Annotated in this window: 14 protein-coding genes; 1 reads left to right on the forward strand and 13 read right to left on the reverse strand. The window is 64.8% G+C overall.

From position 1 onward, the window contains the following. Position 1 precedes the first annotated feature (1 nt). From OKA04_RS13920 to OKA04_RS13970, 11 genes are all read right to left on the reverse strand, one after another. A complete protein-coding gene (locus OKA04_RS13920; protein WP_264501788.1) occupies positions 2–1,207 on the reverse strand; it encodes a proprotein convertase P-domain-containing protein in 1,206 nt (401 codons plus the stop codon). A gap of 131 nt (positions 1,208–1,338) precedes the next feature. After that, on the reverse strand, positions 1,339–1,761 hold the full coding sequence (locus OKA04_RS13925) for a hypothetical protein (protein ID WP_264501789.1): 423 nt from the start codon (positions 1,759–1,761) through the stop codon (positions 1,339–1,341). Positions 1,762–1,818: 57 nt separating this feature from the next. Continuing rightward, entirely contained in the window at positions 1,819–2,214 is a 396-nt protein-coding gene (locus tag OKA04_RS13930; RefSeq protein ID WP_264501790.1) for a hypothetical protein, read from the reverse strand. A gap of 106 nt (positions 2,215–2,320) precedes the next feature. Next, positions 2,321–2,683, reverse strand: a complete 363-nt coding sequence (gene rbfA, locus OKA04_RS13935; protein WP_264501791.1) for a 30S ribosome-binding factor RbfA — start codon at positions 2,681–2,683, stop codon at positions 2,321–2,323. A gap of 114 nt (positions 2,684–2,797) precedes the next feature. Further along, the gene (gene infB / locus OKA04_RS13940) at positions 2,798–4,960 is read right to left on the reverse strand and encodes a translation initiation factor IF-2 (RefSeq protein ID WP_264501792.1); all 2,163 of its coding nucleotides are present in this window, start codon (positions 4,958–4,960) and stop codon (positions 2,798–2,800) included. A gap of 66 nt (positions 4,961–5,026) precedes the next feature. After that, complete coding sequence (gene nusA / locus OKA04_RS13945; protein WP_264501793.1) at positions 5,027–6,292, reverse strand: transcription termination factor NusA; 1,266 nt, start codon at positions 6,290–6,292, stop codon at positions 5,027–5,029. A 148-nt stretch (positions 6,293–6,440) separates the two neighbouring features. Further along, complete coding sequence (locus OKA04_RS13950; RefSeq protein WP_264501794.1) at positions 6,441–7,076, reverse strand: 3-keto-alpha-glucoside-1,2-lyase-like domain-containing protein; 636 nt, start codon at positions 7,074–7,076, stop codon at positions 6,441–6,443. Between the two features lie 41 nt (positions 7,077–7,117). Beyond that, a complete protein-coding gene (locus OKA04_RS13955; protein WP_264501795.1) occupies positions 7,118–13,354 on the reverse strand; it encodes a PA14 domain-containing protein in 6,237 nt (2,078 codons plus the stop codon). A 259-nt stretch (positions 13,355–13,613) separates the two neighbouring features. Continuing rightward, the gene (glpX, locus tag OKA04_RS13960; protein WP_264501796.1) at positions 13,614–14,663 is read right to left on the reverse strand and encodes a class II fructose-bisphosphatase; all 1,050 of its coding nucleotides are present in this window, start codon (positions 14,661–14,663) and stop codon (positions 13,614–13,616) included. 51 nt (positions 14,664–14,714) lie between these two features. After that, positions 14,715–16,187, reverse strand: a complete 1,473-nt coding sequence (locus OKA04_RS13965; RefSeq protein ID WP_264501797.1) for a rhamnulokinase — start codon at positions 16,185–16,187, stop codon at positions 14,715–14,717. 44 nt (positions 16,188–16,231) lie between these two features. Continuing rightward, positions 16,232–16,996 (reverse strand): DeoR/GlpR family DNA-binding transcription regulator, encoded by a 765-nt coding sequence (locus OKA04_RS13970; protein ID WP_264501798.1) that lies wholly within the window; start codon positions 16,994–16,996, stop codon positions 16,232–16,234. An 84-nt stretch (positions 16,997–17,080) separates the two neighbouring features. Here OKA04_RS13970 and OKA04_RS13975 point away from each other — a divergent pair, with 84 nt between their 5' ends. Beyond that, a complete protein-coding gene (locus OKA04_RS13975; protein WP_264501799.1) occupies positions 17,081–19,276 on the forward strand; it encodes a bifunctional rhamnulose-1-phosphate aldolase/short-chain dehydrogenase in 2,196 nt (731 codons plus the stop codon). 36 nt (positions 19,277–19,312) lie between these two features. Here the strand turns inward: OKA04_RS13975 and OKA04_RS13980 are convergent, their stop codons facing one another. Continuing rightward, positions 19,313–19,750 (reverse strand): GNAT family N-acetyltransferase, encoded by a 438-nt coding sequence (locus OKA04_RS13980; RefSeq protein WP_264501800.1) that lies wholly within the window; start codon positions 19,748–19,750, stop codon positions 19,313–19,315. Between the two features lie 15 nt (positions 19,751–19,765). Beyond that, a complete protein-coding gene (locus OKA04_RS13985; protein ID WP_264501801.1) occupies positions 19,766–20,812 on the reverse strand; it encodes a LacI family DNA-binding transcriptional regulator in 1,047 nt (348 codons plus the stop codon). Positions 20,813–21,059: the final 247 nt, after the last annotated feature.

Consider the following 21,059-nt stretch of genomic DNA (forward strand, 5'->3'; position numbering starts at 1 on the left):
CTCAGTCGATGCCCACCTCAAGCTGGAAGCGCGTGACCACGGCGATGTCCCCGGTCAGGCGGTCTTGCACCTGGAGAAACCACTTGGCAGGGATGCCCTCGGCGGAAGCAGTGCCGCGGAATGCCGCGCTGAGATCCATGTCATTGATGACGAGATCGTGGCCCCCTGCGCCCTCGCTGTCATGAAGCGTGGCCGACGTTCCATTCGGGCCGACGAGCTGCACGACCAGATCGCCGATGTGGTCGGTGGTGATGGTCAGGTTCAGCTTCACCTTGCTGATGGCGGAGCCCGCCGGGAAGGAGCCGACATTGAGCGGGACGCGGGTCCACTTCTGGCGACCGTCGGGAATGGTCTTCGGCTTGGAGAGGATCGCGATGCGGCTGGTCGTGCCGATCTTGGACGGCGGCTTCAGCTCACCGAGCGTGGTGGCGAGCACCGGGTCGGCAGCTTTCAAAAGCGTCTTCATCTGGGACGAGAAGCCATAGATGCCATTCTCGGAAGGACGCCCGGACACGAGCACCCCGCCTACCTTCCAGCCGCTGTCCGCGTCGCGCACCCACACGGGGCCACCGCTGTTGCCGGGGCCGGTCGAGATGTGCGTGGCGGTGAGATAGTTCCCGTGGGCCTTGTAGCGCGTGGTCTCCTCCAGCGTGGAGTGCAGGAGGTAATTGCCCGGAGCCTCGGTGTAGTCGATCAGCGCCGGATAGCCGGTGATCATGGAGGAGATGCCGGAGCGCAGGTTCGCGGTGCCCTTGAAGTCGAGGAGCGCGGGCTGTTCCGCAGTGAAGGGGGTGAAGGCCCAGGCGAGGGCGACGTCCTGCTTGAAGGCATTCACCGAGTCTCCGCCCGATGCCGCCGCTTGCTTCGAGTAGGCCGCCCAGCGGAAATAGCCGCGGGAGGTGATGGTGCCTGTCTGCGGCTCGCTGAGGGAATTCACTCCGCCGGCCCAGATCGGCGGGCTGGCCCACTTGCCCTCGTCGCTGTAGAGCACGTGAGCCGCGGTGATGAAAAGATTCGGGTGCTCGGCGACGAAGCCGCTGCCGCGGAGGGCTCCGGCGAGAACCACGCCATTCTGCGAATACGGGCGCTGGGTCAGGAGGGCCTCGTCGATGGGGATGGACGAGTTCGTCTTCGGTGGGAGCACGTCACCGGCAAGGGCGGGGGATGCCAAGCAAGCGGCGACAAGCGGGGAGGCAAAATTCTTCATGTGTTGATGGGTGACAGAACCAAACAGCACGCATCCCTTAATTTTTTAGAAAAATCTTGTCAAGGTGGGGTTCCGGGCGGCTCAGCCGGGTCGGGGCGCATGATTGTGCGCGATCGTCCCGTCCGCCTTGTTCAACGTGCGAGCGGCTTCCGGTCTCGGAGTTCGCTAAGATCCCCGGCCAGGGCGGTCGATAGCTGCTCCAACTCCTCCGCCCGCGCTGCCATCCGTGCGGCGGCCATCGCGTGCATGCAGAAGCCGATGGAGAAAAGCAGGAGTCCGCACGGAATGATTGCGGCCAGGATCGTGGCGACGAGTTCCACATCCCAGCGAGGGAACATCGAGGACGGCCCGGTCATGGCCGTGAAAAGTCCCCAGATCCCGAAGCCTAACAAAATCGGGCCGATGGAGAAGAGAACCATGCCAACAAACATGAGCCACCACGTCAGGCCGCGGCGCACCTTCCGCAGGCTGAAGAGACCGATCCATAGGCCGGACACGATTGCCAGGAACACGACGAGCGCGGCGATGCCGATCGAGGCCGGAGTGGGATTCATGACTTATCTATCAAGAGTCGCATCCGCCTGTGTCGTCAACCTTGCATCAGGTCGCGATCAGGGTGTTCCCCGCTCCGCCTTGAGCCTGTCGATCTCCTGGGCCATGGCGGCGGCCAGTTGCTCGAGTTCCGCCGCGCGATCATTGCCGCGGGAGATGCGAAGGGCATGCATCGCGAATCCCACGAAGAACAGCATCGATCCGAGGATGCCCACCATGGCGGGCAGAAAGATGAACCACTCGCCGAGGTTCGGTATCCTGACGGAGAGTCCCGACAGGATCAGCCTCAGGATGGGAAGGAGGGGAGTCAGTGAACCGATGATCGTGCCTGTCAGCATCAGGATCCACGACGCGCCTTCCCTCTTGCGGCGGAGATTCAGGACTCCGATCCACTGGGCGATCAGGATCGGCAGATTGAAGAGGGTGAATAAAAGGGCAATCGGGGTAAGACCCATGAAGGAATTCAATCCCTCACTGACCCTCACGTCAACTGCATGACAAGGATGGCAAGCGCCCGAGACATGTCTCGCGCGTCAAGTGACGGGCCGCGAGACGGCGCGCTCAGTTTTCCTCGTCGCTGTCCTTTGCCGTCGGCAGCTTCGCGACCTCGTCGAGGAGGTTTACGATCTCCACGCCGCGCTCCGCGGAGGCGTCATGGCGGAAGGTGATCACGGGCATGGACTTCAGGACCACGCGCTTCGAGATCTTCTTCTGGATGGAGCCGTGGTCGCGGTTGAGCTTTTCGAGCACGCTGTCCACCCGGCCGCCGAGCACGCCGACCCAGACCTTGGCTTCCTTGATGTCCTGGGTCGTCTCCACCGCATTCACGGTGACCAGCGCGCCATTCCACTCGTAGTCCTTCTGGACCACGGTGCCGATCTCGCGCTTCAGCAGTTCATTGACCCGGTCGATGCGGTGACTCATGGGAGACTCAAGACTTGGAGACGCAAGACACAAGAGAAGAAATGAAAGGGCAGGGAGCCGGGGCGACCGGAGGACTCAAGTCTTGCGTCTTGAGTCTTCCAGTCTTCTGTCTCGTCACAGCGTCTGCGCGATCTTCTCGAGCGTGTAGCACTCGATGACGTCGGCTTCCTGGTATTCGTTGAATTCGCCGAGGCGGATACCGCATTCCATGCCCGACTTGACCTCTTCCACTTCGTCCTGGAAGCGGCGGAGGGTGGACATCTTGCCGTCGAAGACCGGCACGCCGCCGCGGATGACGCGGGCGTGGGCCTTTCGGTGGATCTTGCCGTCCGTGACGTAGGAACCGGCGGCGCGGCCCTTCGACTTGGAGAGCTTGAAGATCATGCGAACCTCGGCGTGGCCGATGATGTTCTCGCGGGTGAGCGGCTCGAGCATGCCGAGCATCGCCTCGCGGACCTGGTCGATGAGTTCGTAAACGATCGAGTAGAGCTTCACCTGGACGCCCTCGGACTTGACCACCTTCACGGCATTGGCCTCGACCTTGGTATTGAAGCCCAGCACCACCGCATCGGCGGAACTGGCCATCTGGACGTCGGCGGCCGTGATCGGGCCGGCGCCTGCGACGATGATCTGCGCGGTGACCTTGTCGGACTTGATGTCGCCGATGGCCTTCTTGATCGCTTCCACGGAGCCCTGCACGTCGCACTTGAGCACGACCTTGAGGACGGCCTTGCCGGTGCCTTCGATGACGTTGGAGAAGAGATCCTCCATGCGGCTCTTCCGGGTCAGCTGGAGGCGGTCGTTGCGGCGGTCGAGCTGGCGTTCATCGGCCAGCTTCTGCGCGGCGCGGATGTTGTCCATCTCGACCAGGCTGTCGCCCACGTTCGGCATTTCCTCGAAGCCGATGACTTCGACAGGCGTGCCGGGCTTGGCTTCCTTCACCTGCTCGCCGCGGTCGTTGATGAGCGACTTCACCTTGCCCGCGAAGGGGCCGCAGATGAAGGGCTTGCCGACCTTGAGCGTGCCGGTCTCGACGATGACCGAGGCGGTGGCACCACGGCCGGGCTGGACGCGGGCTTCGATGATGGCGGCGCGGGCATTGCCGCGCGGGTTCGCCTTCAGTTCGAGCACTTCGGCCTGAAGGGCGAGGAGCTCGAGCAAGTCAGGAACACCGGCACCCGTGAGGGCGGAGATTTCCACGAACTCGACGTCGCCGCCGTAGTCCACAGTCTGCAGGCCCTTTTCCGCGAGCTGCGACTTCACGCGCATGGTGTTCGCGGTTGGCAGGTCGCACTTGTTGATCGCGACGATGATGGTCTTGTCGGCCTTCTTCGCGTGGGCGATGGCCTCTTCCGTCTGCGGCATGATGCCGTCATTGGCAGCCACGACGAGCACCACGATGTCCGTGATGTCCGCGCCGCGGGCGCGCATGTCGGAGAAGATGGCGTGACCCGGGGTGTCGATGAAGGTGATCGGCTTGCCCTCGTGCTCCACCTTGTAGGCGGCCACGTGCTGGGTGATGCCGCCGGCCTCGCCCTTGGTGATGGTGGACTTGCGGATGTAGTCGAGCAGGGAGGTCTTCCCGTGGTCGACGTGGCCCATGATCGTGATGATCGGCGGGCGCAGTTGCAGCAGGTCCTTCGGCTCGTCCTTCGGAGCTGCGGGCTCGACGACGACTTCCTCGACCTTGTGGACGCCGCCGCCCTTTTCGCGCTTCTCGCGCTCGAAGACGAAGCCGTGGAGTTCACAGACGCGGGCCGCGATCTCGGGCTCGATGGCCTGGTGCGGTGCGACGAAAACCTGCAGCTTGATCAGGTCGGCCAGCAGCACGAAGGGCTTCAGGCCCATGCGGTTCGCCAGTTCGCTGACGATGATCGGCGGCTTGATGCTGATGACATTGCCGCTGTCGGCGGGCTCTTCCTCGGCAGGGGCCTCCACCACGACGGGGGAGACGGACTCGGCCGGTGGCGGAGGGGGAGCCGGTGCCACGGGGGCAGGAGCGGGCTTCTCTTCCTCGAGCAGCTTGGAAATCGTCGGCAGCACGGCCTTGCCCGATTGCTCGGTCTTGCGGATGCCGGAGCGCTTCTTCTTCCCGCCTTCGTCGAAAAGATCGAGGGCCGCAGCCTTGGCCTTTTCAAGGGCGCTTGGCGGCGGCGGCGTCTCCGCGGCAGTTTGGGCGGCCCGCTGGCGCTCGCGGCGCGACTGGGCCTTCGGTTCCTCGATCAGATCGAGAACCTTCTTTTTGGGAGGCGTGCTGTCCTTGTCTTTCGGGGCCATCAGGCGGGTATGTCGTCGTTTCGGAGCACCTCGCTCCGGGAGAAATCAGTCGTGTCCGTAGGCCGTTCAGGCCGACGTGGAGTGCTCCTTGGCACGGTCCAGGATGTCCTGGGCGCGTTCCTCGGAGATCTCGAGATTTGCTGCGATGTAGTCCACCGGCATCTCCGCGACGATGTCGGCGGACATGCCGCCGGCGCGGAAGAGCTTGGCGGCGAGGTCGTCGTCGAGGCCGAGTTGCTCGGCCATCGAGTGAGCGGCACCGGCGATCTTCTTTTCGAATTGCTCCAGCTTGCTCTCGTCCTTGCGGACCTGCACGTCCCAGCCCATGAGGCGGGAGGAGAGGCGGGCATTCTGGCCGCGGCGGCCGATCGCCTTGCTGAGGTCTTCCTCTTCCACCGTGACGTGGACGACGCGGTTTTCCTTGTCCACGGTGATGGTGCGGAGAACGGCGGGCTTGAGGGCCTCGCGGACGAATTCCTCCGGATCATCGCTCCAGCGGATGATGTCCACCTTCTCGTTGTTGAGCTCGCGGACGATGTTCTTCACGCGTGCGCCACGCAGGCCGACGCAGGCACCCACGGGGTCCACCTTCTCGTCGGTGCTGAAGACGGCCACCTTCGTGCGGTAGCCGGCCTCGCGGGCGATGCCGCGGATTTCCACGGTGCGGTCGGAGATCTCGTTCACCTCGGCTTCAAAGAGGCGGCGGACGAAATTCGGATGGCTGCGGGAGAGGATGATCTCCGGGCCGCGGCCTTCGTTTTCCACGGCCACGACGTAGGCGCGGATGCGGTCGCCGATGTTGTATTCCTCGGTCTGCACGCGCTCGCGGGACGGCATGACGCCCTCGAACTTGCCGAGGTCCACGAGCACGTCGCTGCGGTCGAAGCGGCGGACGGTGCCGGAGACAATGTCGCCCGCGCGGTCCTTGAACTCCTCGTAAATCATCTCCTTCTCCGCCTGGCGGAGGCGCTGCATCATCGTCTGCTTCGCGGTCTGCACGGCGATGCGGCCGAAGTCCTTCGGCGTGACGTTGAACTCAAGCAGGTCACCCGGCTGGGCGTCCGGCTTCTTCTTCAGCGCGGTGCCCATCGGGACCTCATTGAACTTGTCCTGGTAGTCCTCGTCGGCGACGGCCGTCAGCACGGCGAAGATGCGGGTCTCGCCCTTCTTGGTATTCACGTCGGCGCGCAAGGTCTCGATGGCATCGGCCCCGGGGACCATCTTGCGGTAGGCGGAAATGAAGGCGTACTCGAGTGCTGCAACGACCTTGTCGCGGTCGATGCCTTTTTCTTTCTCGTAGTAGTCGATGAGGGCGACGATGTCGTTGGTCATGGCGGGCAGTGCGGCGCGTTTGCGCTCCGTATGTCCTAGAGACGCGAAAGAGCGGGCTTTTGACCCGCTCCGTCCGCGTCGGAAGTTTGATCTGCGGCGGGGATACGGCGGAACGGCTTGACTTGCAAGCCGAATCTCCCCGCTCCCGTCACGGCTGAAGAGGCCTCCAGCGTGGTGCCCGGAACTCTCCGGTGGTCTGCCAAGTGGCGAGCCCGAATGGCGCGCATTGATCGATCGGCCCGGGCCGCAGCGAGAGCTTCCGGCCGGGGGGCGCAAAGTCAATCACGCGCTCTCCATCGACCCATGTTTCGATGCGATCCGCAGTGCATTTCAGCCGCAGGCGGTACCAGCGCTCCTTCTCGAATGTCCGGTGATGCGCCGTTTCATTTTCGGCCGCGTCCTTGTCATCGATGGACGAGAGTCCGACGAGGCTGCCGCCCCACCCCCCGACGATCCACGTGAGGCACTCGCCGCTCTCCCGGGAAGGGAAGGTGATGCCGCAGAAGAAGTCCGAGCCGTCGATCCGGCGGGCCTCCAACTCCATTTCGAAGGGCGGTGTGACCGGTGGCCCGGTCCACTTCGTGGCGCTCAGGCTCTCGCCCCACTGGAGCCGTAGCGTGCCGGGTTCCGGGGTGGAAAGCGGGCCTCCCATCACGTGCTGCCAATGGCCTTCGAGCGGTTGCCACGGGATTTCCTCCTCGTGGATCGCCTGCGCCTCCGGTGCCCGTCGGCAGGCGACGGGCAGGGAGGCCAGGGTGAGGTGGAGCCATCCGCGGCGGTTCATGACGGAATTACGTCACAAACCGCGCGGAATTGCACCCTGCATCATTGGTTGCCGTTCAGCCGCAGGAACAGCTTGTCCGCGGTCCTCGGGACCCTAACGGTCACGCGGTCCACGCCGGGCTCGAAGCCGTTCTTGTCCACCTGGATCTGGACGCCATCGATTCCGTCGTTGGCGCGTTTCCAGCCGCTGAGGTCGCCGTATTCCACGAAGGGATCGGTGGCGGTGGCCACGTCGGCCCGGCGGAAGACGAAGGTCGCCCACGTCGGCTCCAGGCTCAGCTTTGGCAGGATGGCGAGGGAGGCCGCGCCCGGTCCGGACGGCTTGCCGCCGAGGACGAATTCCAGGCTGTTCGGAATACCGTCGCCGTCCGGATCCGCGGTGGCCAGGCGGTCCGCGCCTTCCAGCCCCATGTAGTCGAGCCAGAAGGTGAAGCCCGGATTACCCGGCAGTACCATAATCGGGCTGCCCGAGGAAGCCTCGGCAGGCATCAGGCCGGGATACTCCAGGAATTCCTTCCGGATGATCTGGCGTCCGAAGCCCGGACCCTGCCAGGCCACCGATACATAGTCATCGCCGCCGCCTTCCTTGTGCAGCGCCTCGATGTAGCAGCGCTGGCCGGCGACGAGGGCGATCGTCGCGGATTGCTGGTTCGCGTTGTTCGTCCAGTTTTGGTGGCCGGTCGCGTTGGTCGTGTAGGCTACGCGGGACTTGTTGGCGGGGTTGCCGTCCGTGGCGAGGTTCAGGTCGCCGCCATCGTCCGAAGCGATCCAGAAGGTGTAGTCTCCGGTCTTCGGCGCGATCAGGTAGGCGCTGATCTTCTGCCCGTAGTTGTCGCTCCAGTTCACCGGGGAGTCGAAGCTGTTCAGGGTCAGCGTCTGGTTCGGCGAGTTCGGGTAGGCGGGCTTGTTGGTCAGGTCGCCGACGTTGTTGCCGCCGATGCTGGTCCAGACCTCGCGCTTGAGCGCCGCCACCGCGGGCGGCGTGCCGGGATACTGGAGGAAGCGCCCGTCGAGCACCTGCCGGGTGAAGGACGGACCCTGCCACGCGACGGAGAGGTGATCGACGCTGCCGCCTTCCTTGTGCAGTGCCTCTATATAGTAGGTGGTGCCTGCGACGAGCGGCAGGCTGCCGGACTCCTGCGTCGCGTATTTCGTCCACTCGCGGAAGGCGGTGTGGGCGGTGGCGTAGGCGACCCGCACCTTGTTGGCCGGATTGGCGTCGGTGGAGAGCCACAGCTCCGTGGCGTCGTCGCCGCTGATCCAGAACTTGAAGTTCCCGGACTCCGGGGCCACGAGCGTCGCGGTGAGGCGCTGGCCGTAGTTGTCACCATGGCCGGAGGGTGTCTCGAAGGTCGCGAGCTGACCGCGTGCCGTCGGCGTTCCCGCGATGAAGGCGGCATTCCCCGTGAGATCGGCGATCGTCTCGCCGGTGACGCCGGACCAGACTTCGCGCCGGATCGAGGACTTGCCGGGGATGACCAGCGGGTGCTCCAGGAATTGATTCGGGATCACGCGGCGGGCGAATCCCGGTCCCTGCCAGGCCACCGCGAGGTGATCCCCGCCGATGCCTTCCTTGTGAAGGATCTCGAAGTAATAGCGGCGACCTGCCTCAAAGGCGAGCGGCGCGGATTTCTGGCCGGCCTGCGCGTCCCAGTTCTGGGGGGTGACGTGCTCGCTCAATCCGGCGACCTTGATCCGGTTCGCCGGATTGTCGTCCGTGGAAATCCACAGCTCGCTGGCATTGTCGGACGCGATCCAGAAGGTGTAGTGCCCGTGGTCCGGCGCGACGATGTAGCCGCTGAGACGCTGGCCGAAATTGTCAGCCACATTGGTGCCGCTCATCAGCCCCGCTCCGGCGGAGAGGGTGGTGACGGTGGACGGAGACGCCGGGAATGCGGCGTTTCCGGTCAGCGCGGGCAGGTAATCGCCGGAGATGCCGGTCCAGACCTCGCGCTTCGCCAGCGAGCGGTCCGAGGGGGCGGTCGGGTGCTCCAGATACTCGTTGCCGATGACCCGTCGCGTGATGCCCGGGCCTTCCCAGGCCACGGCCATGTGGTCGGCTCCGGTGCCGTCGCGGTGAAGAGCCTCGATGTAGTAGCGCTTGCCCGCGACGAGCGTCCGGGCGGCGGATTTCTGGGAAGCGTTCGCGTCCCAGGCTTCCACGCCGGTGTTGTTTGCCACCGAGGCGATCTGGACCGCGTTGGCGGGGTTCTCGTCGGTGGAAATCCGGAGCTGGCTGTTGTCATCGGACGCGATCCAGAAGGTGTAGCTGCCCGTCGCCGGTGGGACGAGGAAGCCACTCACTCGGTCGCTGTAGGTGTCCGCCACGTTCGGCGAGGACTTGAAGGTGAAGAGCTGGCTCTCCGAACTCGGCGCGGTGGCCGGCGGGGTGATGGTGGTATTGCCCAGCCAGATCTCGCGCTTCAGTGCGGGGCGATAGCTGTCGGGATACTCCAGATTGCCACCCGGAATGCGGGTGCGGGTGATGCCGGGGCCCTGCCATGCCACGGCGAGGTGATCACCGCCGCCGCCTTCCTTGTGCAGCGCCTCGATGTAGTAGCGCTGGCCAGCCACGAGCGGGATCACCGCGGACTGCTGGCTGCCCTGCTGGGTCCATGCCTGGTTCCCCGTGGCACCGGTCACGCTGGCGATGGCCCTTGCATTGGCTGGATTCGCGTCGGTGGAGAGCCGCAATTCACCGCCGTCATCGGAGGCGATCCAGAAGGTGAAGTTGCCGGTCGATGGGGCGATCAGGTAGCCGCTCAGGCGCTGGCCGTAGTTGTCGCCCCAGTTGGTCGGAGCCTCGAAATGCTGGACGAAGCCGGTCTGGTCCGGCGAACGCGGGAAGTAGATCGAGTCGGTCAGCTCGGCCAGACCCTGGCCGCCGGCGAGGCCGGTCCAGACCTCGCGCTTCAGCCCGGCACGCACGACATTCACCGTGATCGATGCGGTGGTGGAAAGCGGCGTCGGGCCGTTGTCTGTCGCGGTCACGCTCAGCACGCGGTTGCCGGTGGGCAGGCGCGAGCCCGTGGCGGTGATGGTGCCGGTGGCGGGATTGATCGTGAATGCGCCGTCCGCATTCCCGCCGGTGATGGAGTAGGTCACCGTGGTGCCGGGATTCGACCAGTCCTTCGCTTCCAGATTCGTGACGAAGCCATCACGGTCGAAGACGGTGACCGTCTTGTTTTCCAGCACAGGCGGCGCGTGGTTGTAGAACTGCTGGGTCACATGTGGCGCGCCGAGCATGACCTGACCGAAGTCCGGGCCGGACCACGAGACGGCAAGATTGTCCGAGACGGAGCCTTCCTTGTGGAGAGCCTCGATGTAGTAGAATTTGCCGCCCTCCAGCGTGATCGCCGCGGAGCGCTGGGTCGCGAACTTGCCCCACTCGCGGGAATTCGTCGCGCCGGTGTGGTAGGCGATGCGGACCTTGTTCGCCGGGTTGCTGTCGGTGGAGAGCCACAGCTCGCCCGCGTCATCGGACGCGATCCAGAAGGTGTAGCTGCCGGTATCCGGTGCGCGCACGTAGCCGCTGAGACGCTGTCCGTAGTTGTCGCCGATGTTCGATCCCGTTTCGAAGAATGCCTGATAGGTGACCGTGGTCGGGTTGTTGGGATAGTTCGCGTTCGACGTCAGGTTGGTGATCTGGGTGCCGCTGATGCCGCTCCAGTATTCGCGCTTCACCGCGCGCGGCTCGACTTCCACTGCGATCTGCGCGGTGCGCTGGAGTCCGCCGGAGTCGGTCACCTGCACGTCCAGCAGGTACTTCGGCAGCGTGGCAAAGGAGAGGGGACCATTCACCGTTAGCGCACCCGTGGTGGCATTCAGTGAAAAGGCGCTGCCCGTATTGCCGCCTGTGATCGTGTAGCCGGAAACCACCGAGCCGGGTTCGTAATCTCCCGCCAGCAGGGTGCCGACCGCCGTGCCCGAACCGCTGTCCTCGCGAACGCGGAAGGTCATGTTCGCGAGCCATGGCGCGCGGTTTGGCATGGTGCCGGGGAATTCCAGATACTCCATGCCGATGAGGCGGCGGGAGAGGGTGGGTGTTTGCCAAGCCACCGCGGCATGGTCGCCGCCGGCATTCTCCCGGTGCAGATACTCGATGTAGTAGCGCTGCCCGGCCACCAGGGCGATGTTCGCGGACTGCTGCGAGGCCTGGTTGGCCCAGTCCACGTTGGTGTTCGAGTTGTTGTAGGCGACGCGGACCTTGTTGGCGGGATTGCTGTCGGTGGAGAGCCACAGCTCGCTGATGTCATCCGCGGCAGTCCAGAAGACGTGGTTGCCGGTCTCGGTCGGAACCAGGTAGCCGCTGAATTTCTGGCCGTAATTGTCCGCGGGCCATGCACCCTGGAAGGTGCCCGCGTGGAGGGTCACGTTCGGGCTGTTGGGGTAGTTGGCATTCGAGGTCAGGCTGCTGAGGCTGTTGCCGCTCAGGCCGGTCCAGATCTCCTGCTTCACGCCGCGGAGCGGGCCGACGCGCACGTTCACCGGCACCGACTGCGGCGAGCCGCCCGAGGTGAAGTTCACGGTGAGATTGAATGTGGTGGCTCCCACGAGTGCGGAGGCGTTCGCCAGAGTCAGCACTCCGGTGCCGCTCTGGATGGCGAATACCGTGCCGGTATTGCCCGCGGTGATGGAGTAGCCGGACCCGCCGGGTGCCACGGTGCCGAGCACTGCGGTATTCAGCGCATTCACCGGCACGCGGAAGCGCCAGCCGGGCGAGGGGACGGTGCCGGTGATCGTGAATTCACCGAGCGAGCCATAGTCGTCGTAGCCATTGGTCGCCCAGGTGCCATTGCCCACGCCGTCCACGGTCACCGTGTAGGTGCCCGCGGCCACGGTGGTGTTGAGCGTGGCATTCAGTTGGTTTGCCGGACTGGCGGTGGCGAGCAGCGTGCCCGCGGAATTGTAGAGCTTCGCTTCGATGTCGAGGTTCGGGCTGTTGACCGCCCCGTCGAATTGCAGGTTCAGCGTGCCTCCGCCGGTTGTGAAGGTGAAGGCGTCGATGTCATCCGGGCTGCCGATGATGCCGCTATTGGAAACGGAGCCGCCCGCGCCGATGACCAGCGGGGTTGCCTGCACGGCATCCGGCGCATGGTCGTCCACGCGTCGCGCCACCGAGGAGCCGATCTGGATGAGGTCGTCCTGCTGCTGGTTCGCATTCACGTAGTCGCCCTTGCTCCACTGGCAGATGTTCTGGCTGTAGGGAGCGCCCATGATCGGGCCCCAGCTCATCGCACCGCTGCCATGGCCGCCGTAGTAGCCCTGCGTGGTGGTGTCGTCGTGATGCAGGCCGAAGGTGTGGCCCACCTCGTGCGAGATCACCACCGCGCCGCCATTGCCGCGGTAGAAGTTCCAGCACACCGGATCGCCGGATTCCCGGAAGGTGTTGTTGAAGGCCACGCCGCCCGCACCCGCGAAGTTGTTCGTCGTGGTGATGCACCGCATGCGCATGCCCTGCGGCGCGCGCAGGTAGGCCTGGAGGTCCGTCGTCACGTTCACCTCGAAGGGCGCGAAGTCCTCCGCCACCCTCCGCCAGATGTCCGTCACCTCGCTTGCCGGGAGATTGTAAGCCGGGGCGATGATGCGCCGTCCGCCTTCCCACGAGTGGCCCTCGATCACCTCGCCATCGAAGTCGAGGTAAATGGTCGCCGCGGCCCGCGGCAGACTGCTCAGGATGGGGATCGCCTCATAGATGACGCCAACCGAGCGGCCGCCATTGTAAATCGCCGCCTTTTCCGGATCCGGGCCCTCGACTTTCGCGAGAGGCTTCCAATGCGGCTCCGGCTCGCAGATCACCTCGCCGAGCGGACGCCGCGCGACCTGTAGTCCGCCGTCCTTCCCGCTCGAATAAACGTAGGCGACGCCGTCCTGCCGCTGGAGAATGAATCCGCGATAGCCCCATGGCTCGCCGCCGATCTCGAAGGTACCGCTGCCGTCCTCCATGTCCCCGCCGGCGGCTGCCGCGCCATTCGGGTAGCGGTTCACGTAGTTCAGGCGGCCGGTTTTCTCGCCGCCATCGGGCAGGGGCAGGCGGATCACCGCGCCTTTTTCCAGCGAGCCGATGTCGGTGAAGGGCGCGGCGGCGTCCACGTCCACCGCCACGGGCTGCGTGACCGGCAGGGTAGGTGCGGCTTTCCTCGCCATCGCCCTTGCCGGGGTGGCTGGGGTCGGCTGCGCGGTGGTCGTGGCTTCGGGTTTTTCCTGAAGCCAACCGAGCGCGAGCAGACCGGCTCCGGACGTCAGGGACGTGAGCAGGATCTTCGTTGATTTCTTCATGGGGTTTTTGGGTTTTTTAGCCCGGACCCCGCCGGGAAGGCGCGATCAGGGCATGGGTGTAAACGTCCCCATGACCACGGAGGCTTAGTCCTTCGTTCGCCACGGAGCAGACCTCCGGACGATGTGCTTGGCCACATTGCCCGGGCGTGCTTCTGTCCGTGGCAGTCTGTCGGACAACTTTTGAAAAAGCATCCTGTGAAAATACCTAGGACGCGCGAAAAGTCCGCCGATTTTCCCCCGTCAGGCTGCCCGCGAATGATCAGTCTACCAGCAGCACCTCCCCGCCTTTCGAACGCAGGTGGAAGGTTTTCTTGGAAAGGTCGTGCGCGGCCTTGATCGAGCGCACGGTGCGGCTCTTCACCCGCATGAGCACTGAGTGGGTGCGGGCGATGTTTCCGTTCACCTCCACGCCCCGGAGCAGCGGGCTGTCCGAGATGCCGGTGGCGCTGAAAAGGATGCGGTCGCCCTTTGCGAGATCCTTGGAAAGATACACACGCTCGAGCAGGTGGCCGTAGCCCTCGGCGATGAGGACCCGTTTCTCCAGGCTATCCTTCGGCCAGATCTTTGCCTGCAGGCCGCCGCCGAGGCAGCGCAGTCCGGCGGCGGAAAGCACGCCCTCCGGTGCACCGCCGATGCCGATGTAGAGGTCCACGTTGCTCTCCGGCAGGGCTGGTGCGATCGCGGCGGCGATGTCTCCGTCGGCGATCATGCGGAGCTTCGCGCCGATGCGGCGCACGGCGTCGATGTAGGGCTGGTTGCGAGGGCGATCGAGGATCATCACGACGATGTCGCGGATGTCTTTCTCGAGGATCTTCGCGGTGATCTTGATGACTTCCTCAGTCGGGGCCTCGACGCTGATAGGCAGCTTGGGATCGGCGATGAAGGCCTGCCGGACCTTTTCCGGGTAGGCGAGCTTTTCGAGATAGAAGGCCGGGATGTCCTCAAGCGCGCTGGCCTCGCCATCCACGGGGATCGCCGCGGCGATGCACGAGACGGAGTTCGCCATGCCCTTCGAGACATTCGTGGTGCCGTCCACGGGATCGAGCGCGATGTGGAATTGCGGCGCACCTTCTTCCCACGAGCCGACCTTCTCTCCTTTGAAGATGCCGGGTGCCTCGTCCTTGATGCCTTCGCCGATGACCACCTCGCCGCGCATGTCCATCAGGTCGAACATGCCGCGGATGGCATCGCACGCGGCGGCATCGGCCGCCTCCTTCTCGCCGCGGCCCATCCAGCGATGGGCGATGATGGCGGCTCCTTCGGTCGCCCGAAGGAAGTCCATTTCAAAGATGCGTTCGGGGTCGATCATGGTTCCGGGAGGGGAAGAAGCGATGGAAGTGCAAGGCGCGGGCAAATCCGCTCAGCGGCCGATGAAGCCTTTGAATCGTTCGTATGCGTCCTGCCACGCCTGGCCATTGTGCGGGGCGTAGGTCTGGAAGGCGAAGGACTCGCGTACGAGGCGGCGTCCTTCGGCGAGGTCCGCGAGGTGTCCGGTGGCCATCATCTGGACGACGATGTTTCCGCAGGAGGTGGCCTCGATGGGACCGGCGATCACCTCGATGCCCAGCGCGTCCGCCGTGGCCTGCGCGAGGAAGGCATTCTGGATGCCGCCGCCGCCTGCGTGGAGTCGCTCGAATTTCTTCCCCGCAAGCGAGCAGAAGTTCTCGTAAACGACGCGGTATTTCAGTGCGAGCGATTCGGTGGCGACGCGGAGGATCGTGCCCTTGTCCTTTGGCACGGACTGGCCGGTGCGCTCGCACCATGCCTGGATCTTCGCGGGCATCTCGCCGGGTGCGGCGAAGACGGCGTCATCGGGATCGATGAAGGCGGTGAAGGACGGTGCCGCCTCGGCGAGCTTGGCCATGTCCGCGTAGGAGATGCTTTCGCCGTCCAGCGTCCACTGGCGCTTGCACTCCTGGATGAGCCAGAGGCCCGCGATGTTTTTCAGCACGCGTGCTGTGCCCTCCACGCCGAGCTCATTGCAGCAGCGCGCGGCGAAAGCTTCGGGCGTGCGGATCGGATCCTTGCGCTCCAGCCCCATGATCGACCACGTGCCGGATGACAGCCACAGGGCATCGTCGCCTTCCATGGGGATGCCGGCCACGGCCGAGGCGGTGTCATGCGAAGCACTGGCCACGACCGGGATGCCTTCCATTCCGATCTGGCGGGCGACTTCCTTGCGGATGGGGCCGAGCACCGTGCCGGGCTCGACGATCTTGCCGAAGATCCCCTTGGGCAAACCGAGCGTCTCGATCACGCCCCACGCCCAATCTCCGGTGGCGGCATCGAGGAGCTGCGAGGTGGAAGCGATCGTTCTTTCCACCGCCTGCACGCCGCAGAGCCAGAAGGCGAGGAGGTCGGGAATGAAGAGTAACGAGTTCGCATTCGCGAGCGCAGGGGACGCGGCCTGCTCCTCGGCCATGAGGTGCAGCGAGGAGTTGTAGAAGTTCGTCGTGATGCCGGTGATGGAATAGATCTCCGCCTCGCTCAGCTTTGCGTGCATCACCGCGGGCATGCCCTCGTGGCGCGCGTCCCGGTACTGGTGCGGCATGCCGAGGAGGCGTCCCTGCTTGTCGAGCAGGCCGTAGTCGCAGCCCCAGGTGTCGATGCCGATGGCGACGATGTCCTTGCCATACTTTTCCACCGCGCGGCGCAGGCCGTCCACGATGTCGCGGAAGAGTCCCACGATGTTCCAAAACGAGCCGCCGGGGAGATCGGTGCCGGGATTGTCGAAGCGATGGATTTCCTCCAGGCGGAGGGTTTTAAGATCGGAGATGCCTGCGATGACGCGGCCGCTGCCGGCCCCGAGGTCGATGGAAAGGAAGACGGGCATTGAGGGATGGGTTTACAAAAAGAAAGACGGGGAGCCACCGGCTCCTAGCGGGCGAAGCGCAGCTCGTAGGGGACGTTCTTGAGTTGTCCCTTCGCGTAGGCCTTCGACTCGCGGTCGGTCACCACCACATCGACATCGGCGGGCGTGGCGAAGAAGTGATCGGCCTTGATGCCGAACTTCGAGTGGTCGAGCAGCGCGCAATTCCACGCGGAGATCTCGATCATGAGACGCTTCAGGCGGGCCTGCTCGGGATTCGGCTCGCTGATGCCCTGGGCGGGATCGAGTCCTGCGCCGGAGCAGAAGAAGCGGTCGATCTTGAGCAGGCGCAGCACAGATTCGGTGAGCATGCCGGAGAAGCGTCGTCCGCGGGCCTCGTAGGTGCCGCCGAGTTGGATGAGTTCCAGATCGCCGCGGCCGGCCAGCCTTTCGATCACGGCGAGCGAATACGTCACCACGCGCAGCGGCATGTTTTCCGGCAGGTAGCTCGCGAGTTCCAACGCGGTGGTGGAGGCATCGAGCAGGATGGTCTCGCCGGGGCCGATCAGGCGGACGGCCTCGCGGGCGATCTCCACCTTCTCCTCCAGCTTCCGAGCCTCGCGTTCGCTTTGCGAAAGCTCGCCGAGCGGGGCGGAGGCATCCATCGCACCACCGTGGGTGCGGCGCACGTGACCGCGTCGGCCGAGGTAGTCGAGATCGCGCCGGATCGTCTCCTCCGTCACGGCGAAGTCCTTTGCCAGCTCGGCGGTGCGTACGGTGCCCTCGCGGCGGACACGATCGAGAATCTGGCGTTGGCGTTCTGCGGCGAGCATGTGGGTTTTTGTGGGAAATTGCTTGCTTTCGTGGGTTTTGTCCCGCACACCCCGCTCACGTCAATCGCGAACTTCGATCAACCCATGTCAGCGGACTTTAAAAATGTGAACTTCTCCTGGGACGACGCTTATGCGGCAACCCTCGATCCCGTCGAGCGTCTCGTCTATCGTTCCAATATCCTCGGCGCGGACCAGCGCATCACGAACACCGGCGGCGGCAACACGTCCTCGAAGATCGTGGAAAAGGACCCTCTCTCCGGAGCCGGTGCAGAGGTGCTGTGGGTGAAGGGCTCGGGTGGCGACCTCCGCACGTCGAAGCGCGAGAACTTCTCATCGCTCTATCAGGACAAGCTCATCGCCCTGCAGGATGTCTATGCGGCACGCGGCGAGAAGGGCCTCAAGTCGCAGGCCGAGGACGACATGGTGGCGATGTATTTCCACACCACCTTCAATCTCAACCCGCGTGCATCCTCCATCGACACGCCGCTGCACAGCTTCCTGCCGGGCAAGCACGTCGATCACATGCACCCGAACGCGATCATCTCGATCGCCGCGTCGAAGAATTGTGAGAAGCTCACGCAGGAGATCTTCGGCGGGGCCATGTCCTATGTGCCGTGGATGCGCCCGGGCTTCGAGCTCGGCCTCGCCATGCAGGAGATCTCGAAGAAGCAGCCCGACGTGAAGGCCATCATGATGGGCCAGCACGGCTTCATCTCGTGGGATGACGACGACAAGGCGTGCTACACGCTGACGCTGGAACTCATCGAGAAGGCGGCCAATTACATCGAGGAAAAGTATCAGGCCAAGGGCGGCGACGCCACGGCCTTCGGCGGCCAGAAATACACCACGCTGCCGGAAGCGGAGCGCCAGGCGACGCTCGCCGCGATCCTGCCATGGCTGCGCGGTCAGGTGTCCCAGCAGAAGCGCTTCATCGGCACGGTGCAGGACGACGAGAAGATCCTGCGCTTCGTGAACTCGGCGGATGCGCCGCGGCTCGCCGAGCTGGGCACCTCTTGCCCGGACCACTTCCTGCGCACGAAGATCAAGCCGCTCTACGTCGACTGGAATCCGCAGTCGGAAGACGTCGCGACTCTCAAGGCCAAGCTCGCCGCCGGTCTCGAGCAGTATCGCAAGGACTACGCCTCCTACTACGAGTCCTGCAAGCACGCCAACAGCCCGGCGATGCGCGACCCGAATCCGACCGTGGTGCTCATCCCCGGCCTCGGCATGGTCGCCTGGGGCAAGGACAAGTCCGAGAGCCGCGTGACCGCGGAATTCTACAACTGCGCGGTGGAAGTGATGCGCGGTGCCGAGGCGATCGACGAGTACATCTCGCTGCCACAGCAGGAGGCATTCGACATCGAGTACTGGCTGCTCGAGGAAGCGAAGCTCCAGCGTATGCCCGCCGAGAAGGAACTGGCCCGCCAGATCGTCATCGTGATCGGCGCAGGCTCCGGCATTGGCAAGGAGACCGCGCATCGCCTCGTGAAGGAAGGCGCGCACATCGTGTGCGTGGACCTGAACAAGGAAGCCGCGGAAGCGACCGCCAAGGAGATCACCGACAAGCACGGCCTCGGCATCGGCGTGGCAGGCACCGGCGTTTCCGGTTGCGGCCCGGCCATCGGCCTCGCGGCGAACATCACCGACCGCGCCAGCATCCGCGCGATGCTCGACCAGGTGGCGCTCGCCTACGGTGGCTTCGACCACATCTGCGTGACTGCCGGTATCTTCGTGCCGAGCGATACGTCCGGTCACATCCCGGATGACAAGTGGGCGCTCACCTTCGCCATCAATGTCAGCGGCTCCTACTACGTCGCCGACGAAGCGTCGAAGACGTGGAAGGAGCAGGGTCTGCGTGGCAACCTCGTCCTCACCACGAGCGCGAATGCCGCCGTGGCGAAGAAGGGTAGCCTCGCCTACGACACTTCGAAGGCCGCGGCGAATCACCTCGTCCGCGAACTCGCCATCGAGCTGAGCCCGCTGGTTCGCGTGAACGGTGTCGCTCCCGCGACCGTGGTGCAGGGATCGGCGATGTTCCCGCGCGACCGCGTCATCGGTTCGCTGGCGAAGTACGACATCCCCTACACGGATGATGAGGCGACCGATTCCCTGGTGACGAAGCTCGCGCAATTCTACGCGGACCGCACGCTGACCAAGTCCCCGATCACCCCGGCGGACCAGGCTGAAGCCTACTTCCTCCTCGTGACGAACCGCCTCAGCAAGACGACCGGCCAGGTGATCACCGTGGACGGCGGCCTGCACGAGGCCTTCCTCCGCTGATCGATCAAAAGCTACCGGGGGTGGTGTGGCTTCGCGTCACGCCACCCCTGTTTTTTTCTCCATGCGAGAGTGGGGGATGCCGACCTCGGTGAAGGGATCGCCAGTCACGTGGTATCCGCTGCTCTCGTAAAAGCCGGTCGCTTCCGCCCGCGCGTGGAGGACAAGGTGGGTCGTCCCGTCCGCAGCGAGCCTGCGCTCGACTTCATCTAACAGAAGTCGGCCGTGTCCCTGGCCGCGGAGTCCGGGGTCGATCCACATCTGCCGCAGCTTCGTGATGCCGCCGCCGGTGGGATTGGCGACCAAGCCGCCGAGGATGACGCCATCTTCCACCAGCGCGAAGTGGCGCTGGCTTTCCTCGCCCACGAGATCGCTCTCGCTCATCTGCAGGCCGATGGGTCGGCGCAGGTGCAGGTCGCGCAGGCGGACGAGTTCTTGGTAGCCGGAGCTTCCGTGGGGGTATTCAACGATGGTCATCGGGTGATGCTCCAGTCACGGCTTTGCCGGGCTGACGCTTTCACGCGGGGTGTAGATCGTCGGGAAAACTTCCTGCCGTGGTGGCAGCGGCTCCTCCTCCGCGGCCTCGATCCGAGAGATCAGCAGGTCCGCCGCCGTGCGAGTGATCATCCGGTAGCGCTGGCGGATGGAGGTGAGGCTGATGGGCAGGTAGGAGCAGAGGGGCACATCATCAACGCCGACGACCGAAAGATCCGCCGGGATTTTCAGTCCCGCCTCGATGGCGGCCCGCATTGCGCCGATGGCGGCGAGGTCGTTCATTGCGAGAAGTGCGGTGGGACGCTTGTCGGGCCGCGTCTTCAGAAAACCGGCGAAGGTCTCGCAGGCGCTCTCGACCGTGTGGCCGGTGCGGAGGATGTCGATATTGCCCGCAGGGATGCCACGCGCGGCGAGCAATTCCTGGAAGAGCTGCGGGCGCTGTCCATCGGCCTGTCCCTCCGCGAGCGCGCTGACGAAGGCGAAGCGCTTGTGGCCGAGCTGGCACAGCGCATCCACCGCATCGGCGAGGCCTTGGGAAAAGTCGGACAGCACGGCATCAACCGGGATGGGCGTCTCAGGAATGCCATTGCCCAGCACCACCACCGGACGCTTGGCATGTGCCATCTCGGTGAGTTCGGGGCGGAAGACTTCATTGTCCGAGAGCCACAGGACACTGCCATCCACCTCGAGGTCCTCCAGATCCGCGAGCAGATGCTTTTCCCGGGTGAGGGACGAGCGGCAATTCTCCACGAGCAAGTCGTAGCCGCGTTCCTCGGCCGCGGCCTCCAACTCGTCGGCGAGGGTGGAGAAGAAGGGATTCGTCAGGTCCTGGATAAGCAGGCCGATGGTGTGGTAGCGGCCGGAGCGCAGGGCGCGGGCGGTCTTCGAGGGGCGATAGCCCAGCTCGCGTGCCGCCTGGAAGACGCGCTCCTCGGTCTCCTTCGATGCCCAGGAGTTCGGCCGTCGATTGAGGATCGTGGAGGCCGTATTGACCGCCACCCCCGCGCGCTCGGCGACGTCTTTGAGTCGGATCCGCTTGCTCATTAGGAAGTGTTCCTATTCGCGAAACGAAGCGGTTCTTGGCAAGACGATTCCCGGACGGTGACACAGCGGGCACCCTGGGAACGCGAGCCACTGGCTCGCTTGGACGGGCGGGCGAAGCGACCGGTAGAGCATGATGCCCAAGGGGGCTCCGCATTAGTGCAGCTCCTTCCAAAGGTTCGCCTTCCATCCAAGCGAGCCAGTGGCTCGCGCTCCTAGGGGGGCGCTAGGATCGGCGGAGCCGGGAGCG

This window comes from Luteolibacter flavescens, from assembly GCF_025950085.1.
In the GTDB taxonomy this organism is placed as follows: domain Bacteria; phylum Verrucomicrobiota; class Verrucomicrobiia; order Verrucomicrobiales; family Akkermansiaceae; genus Haloferula; species Haloferula flavescens.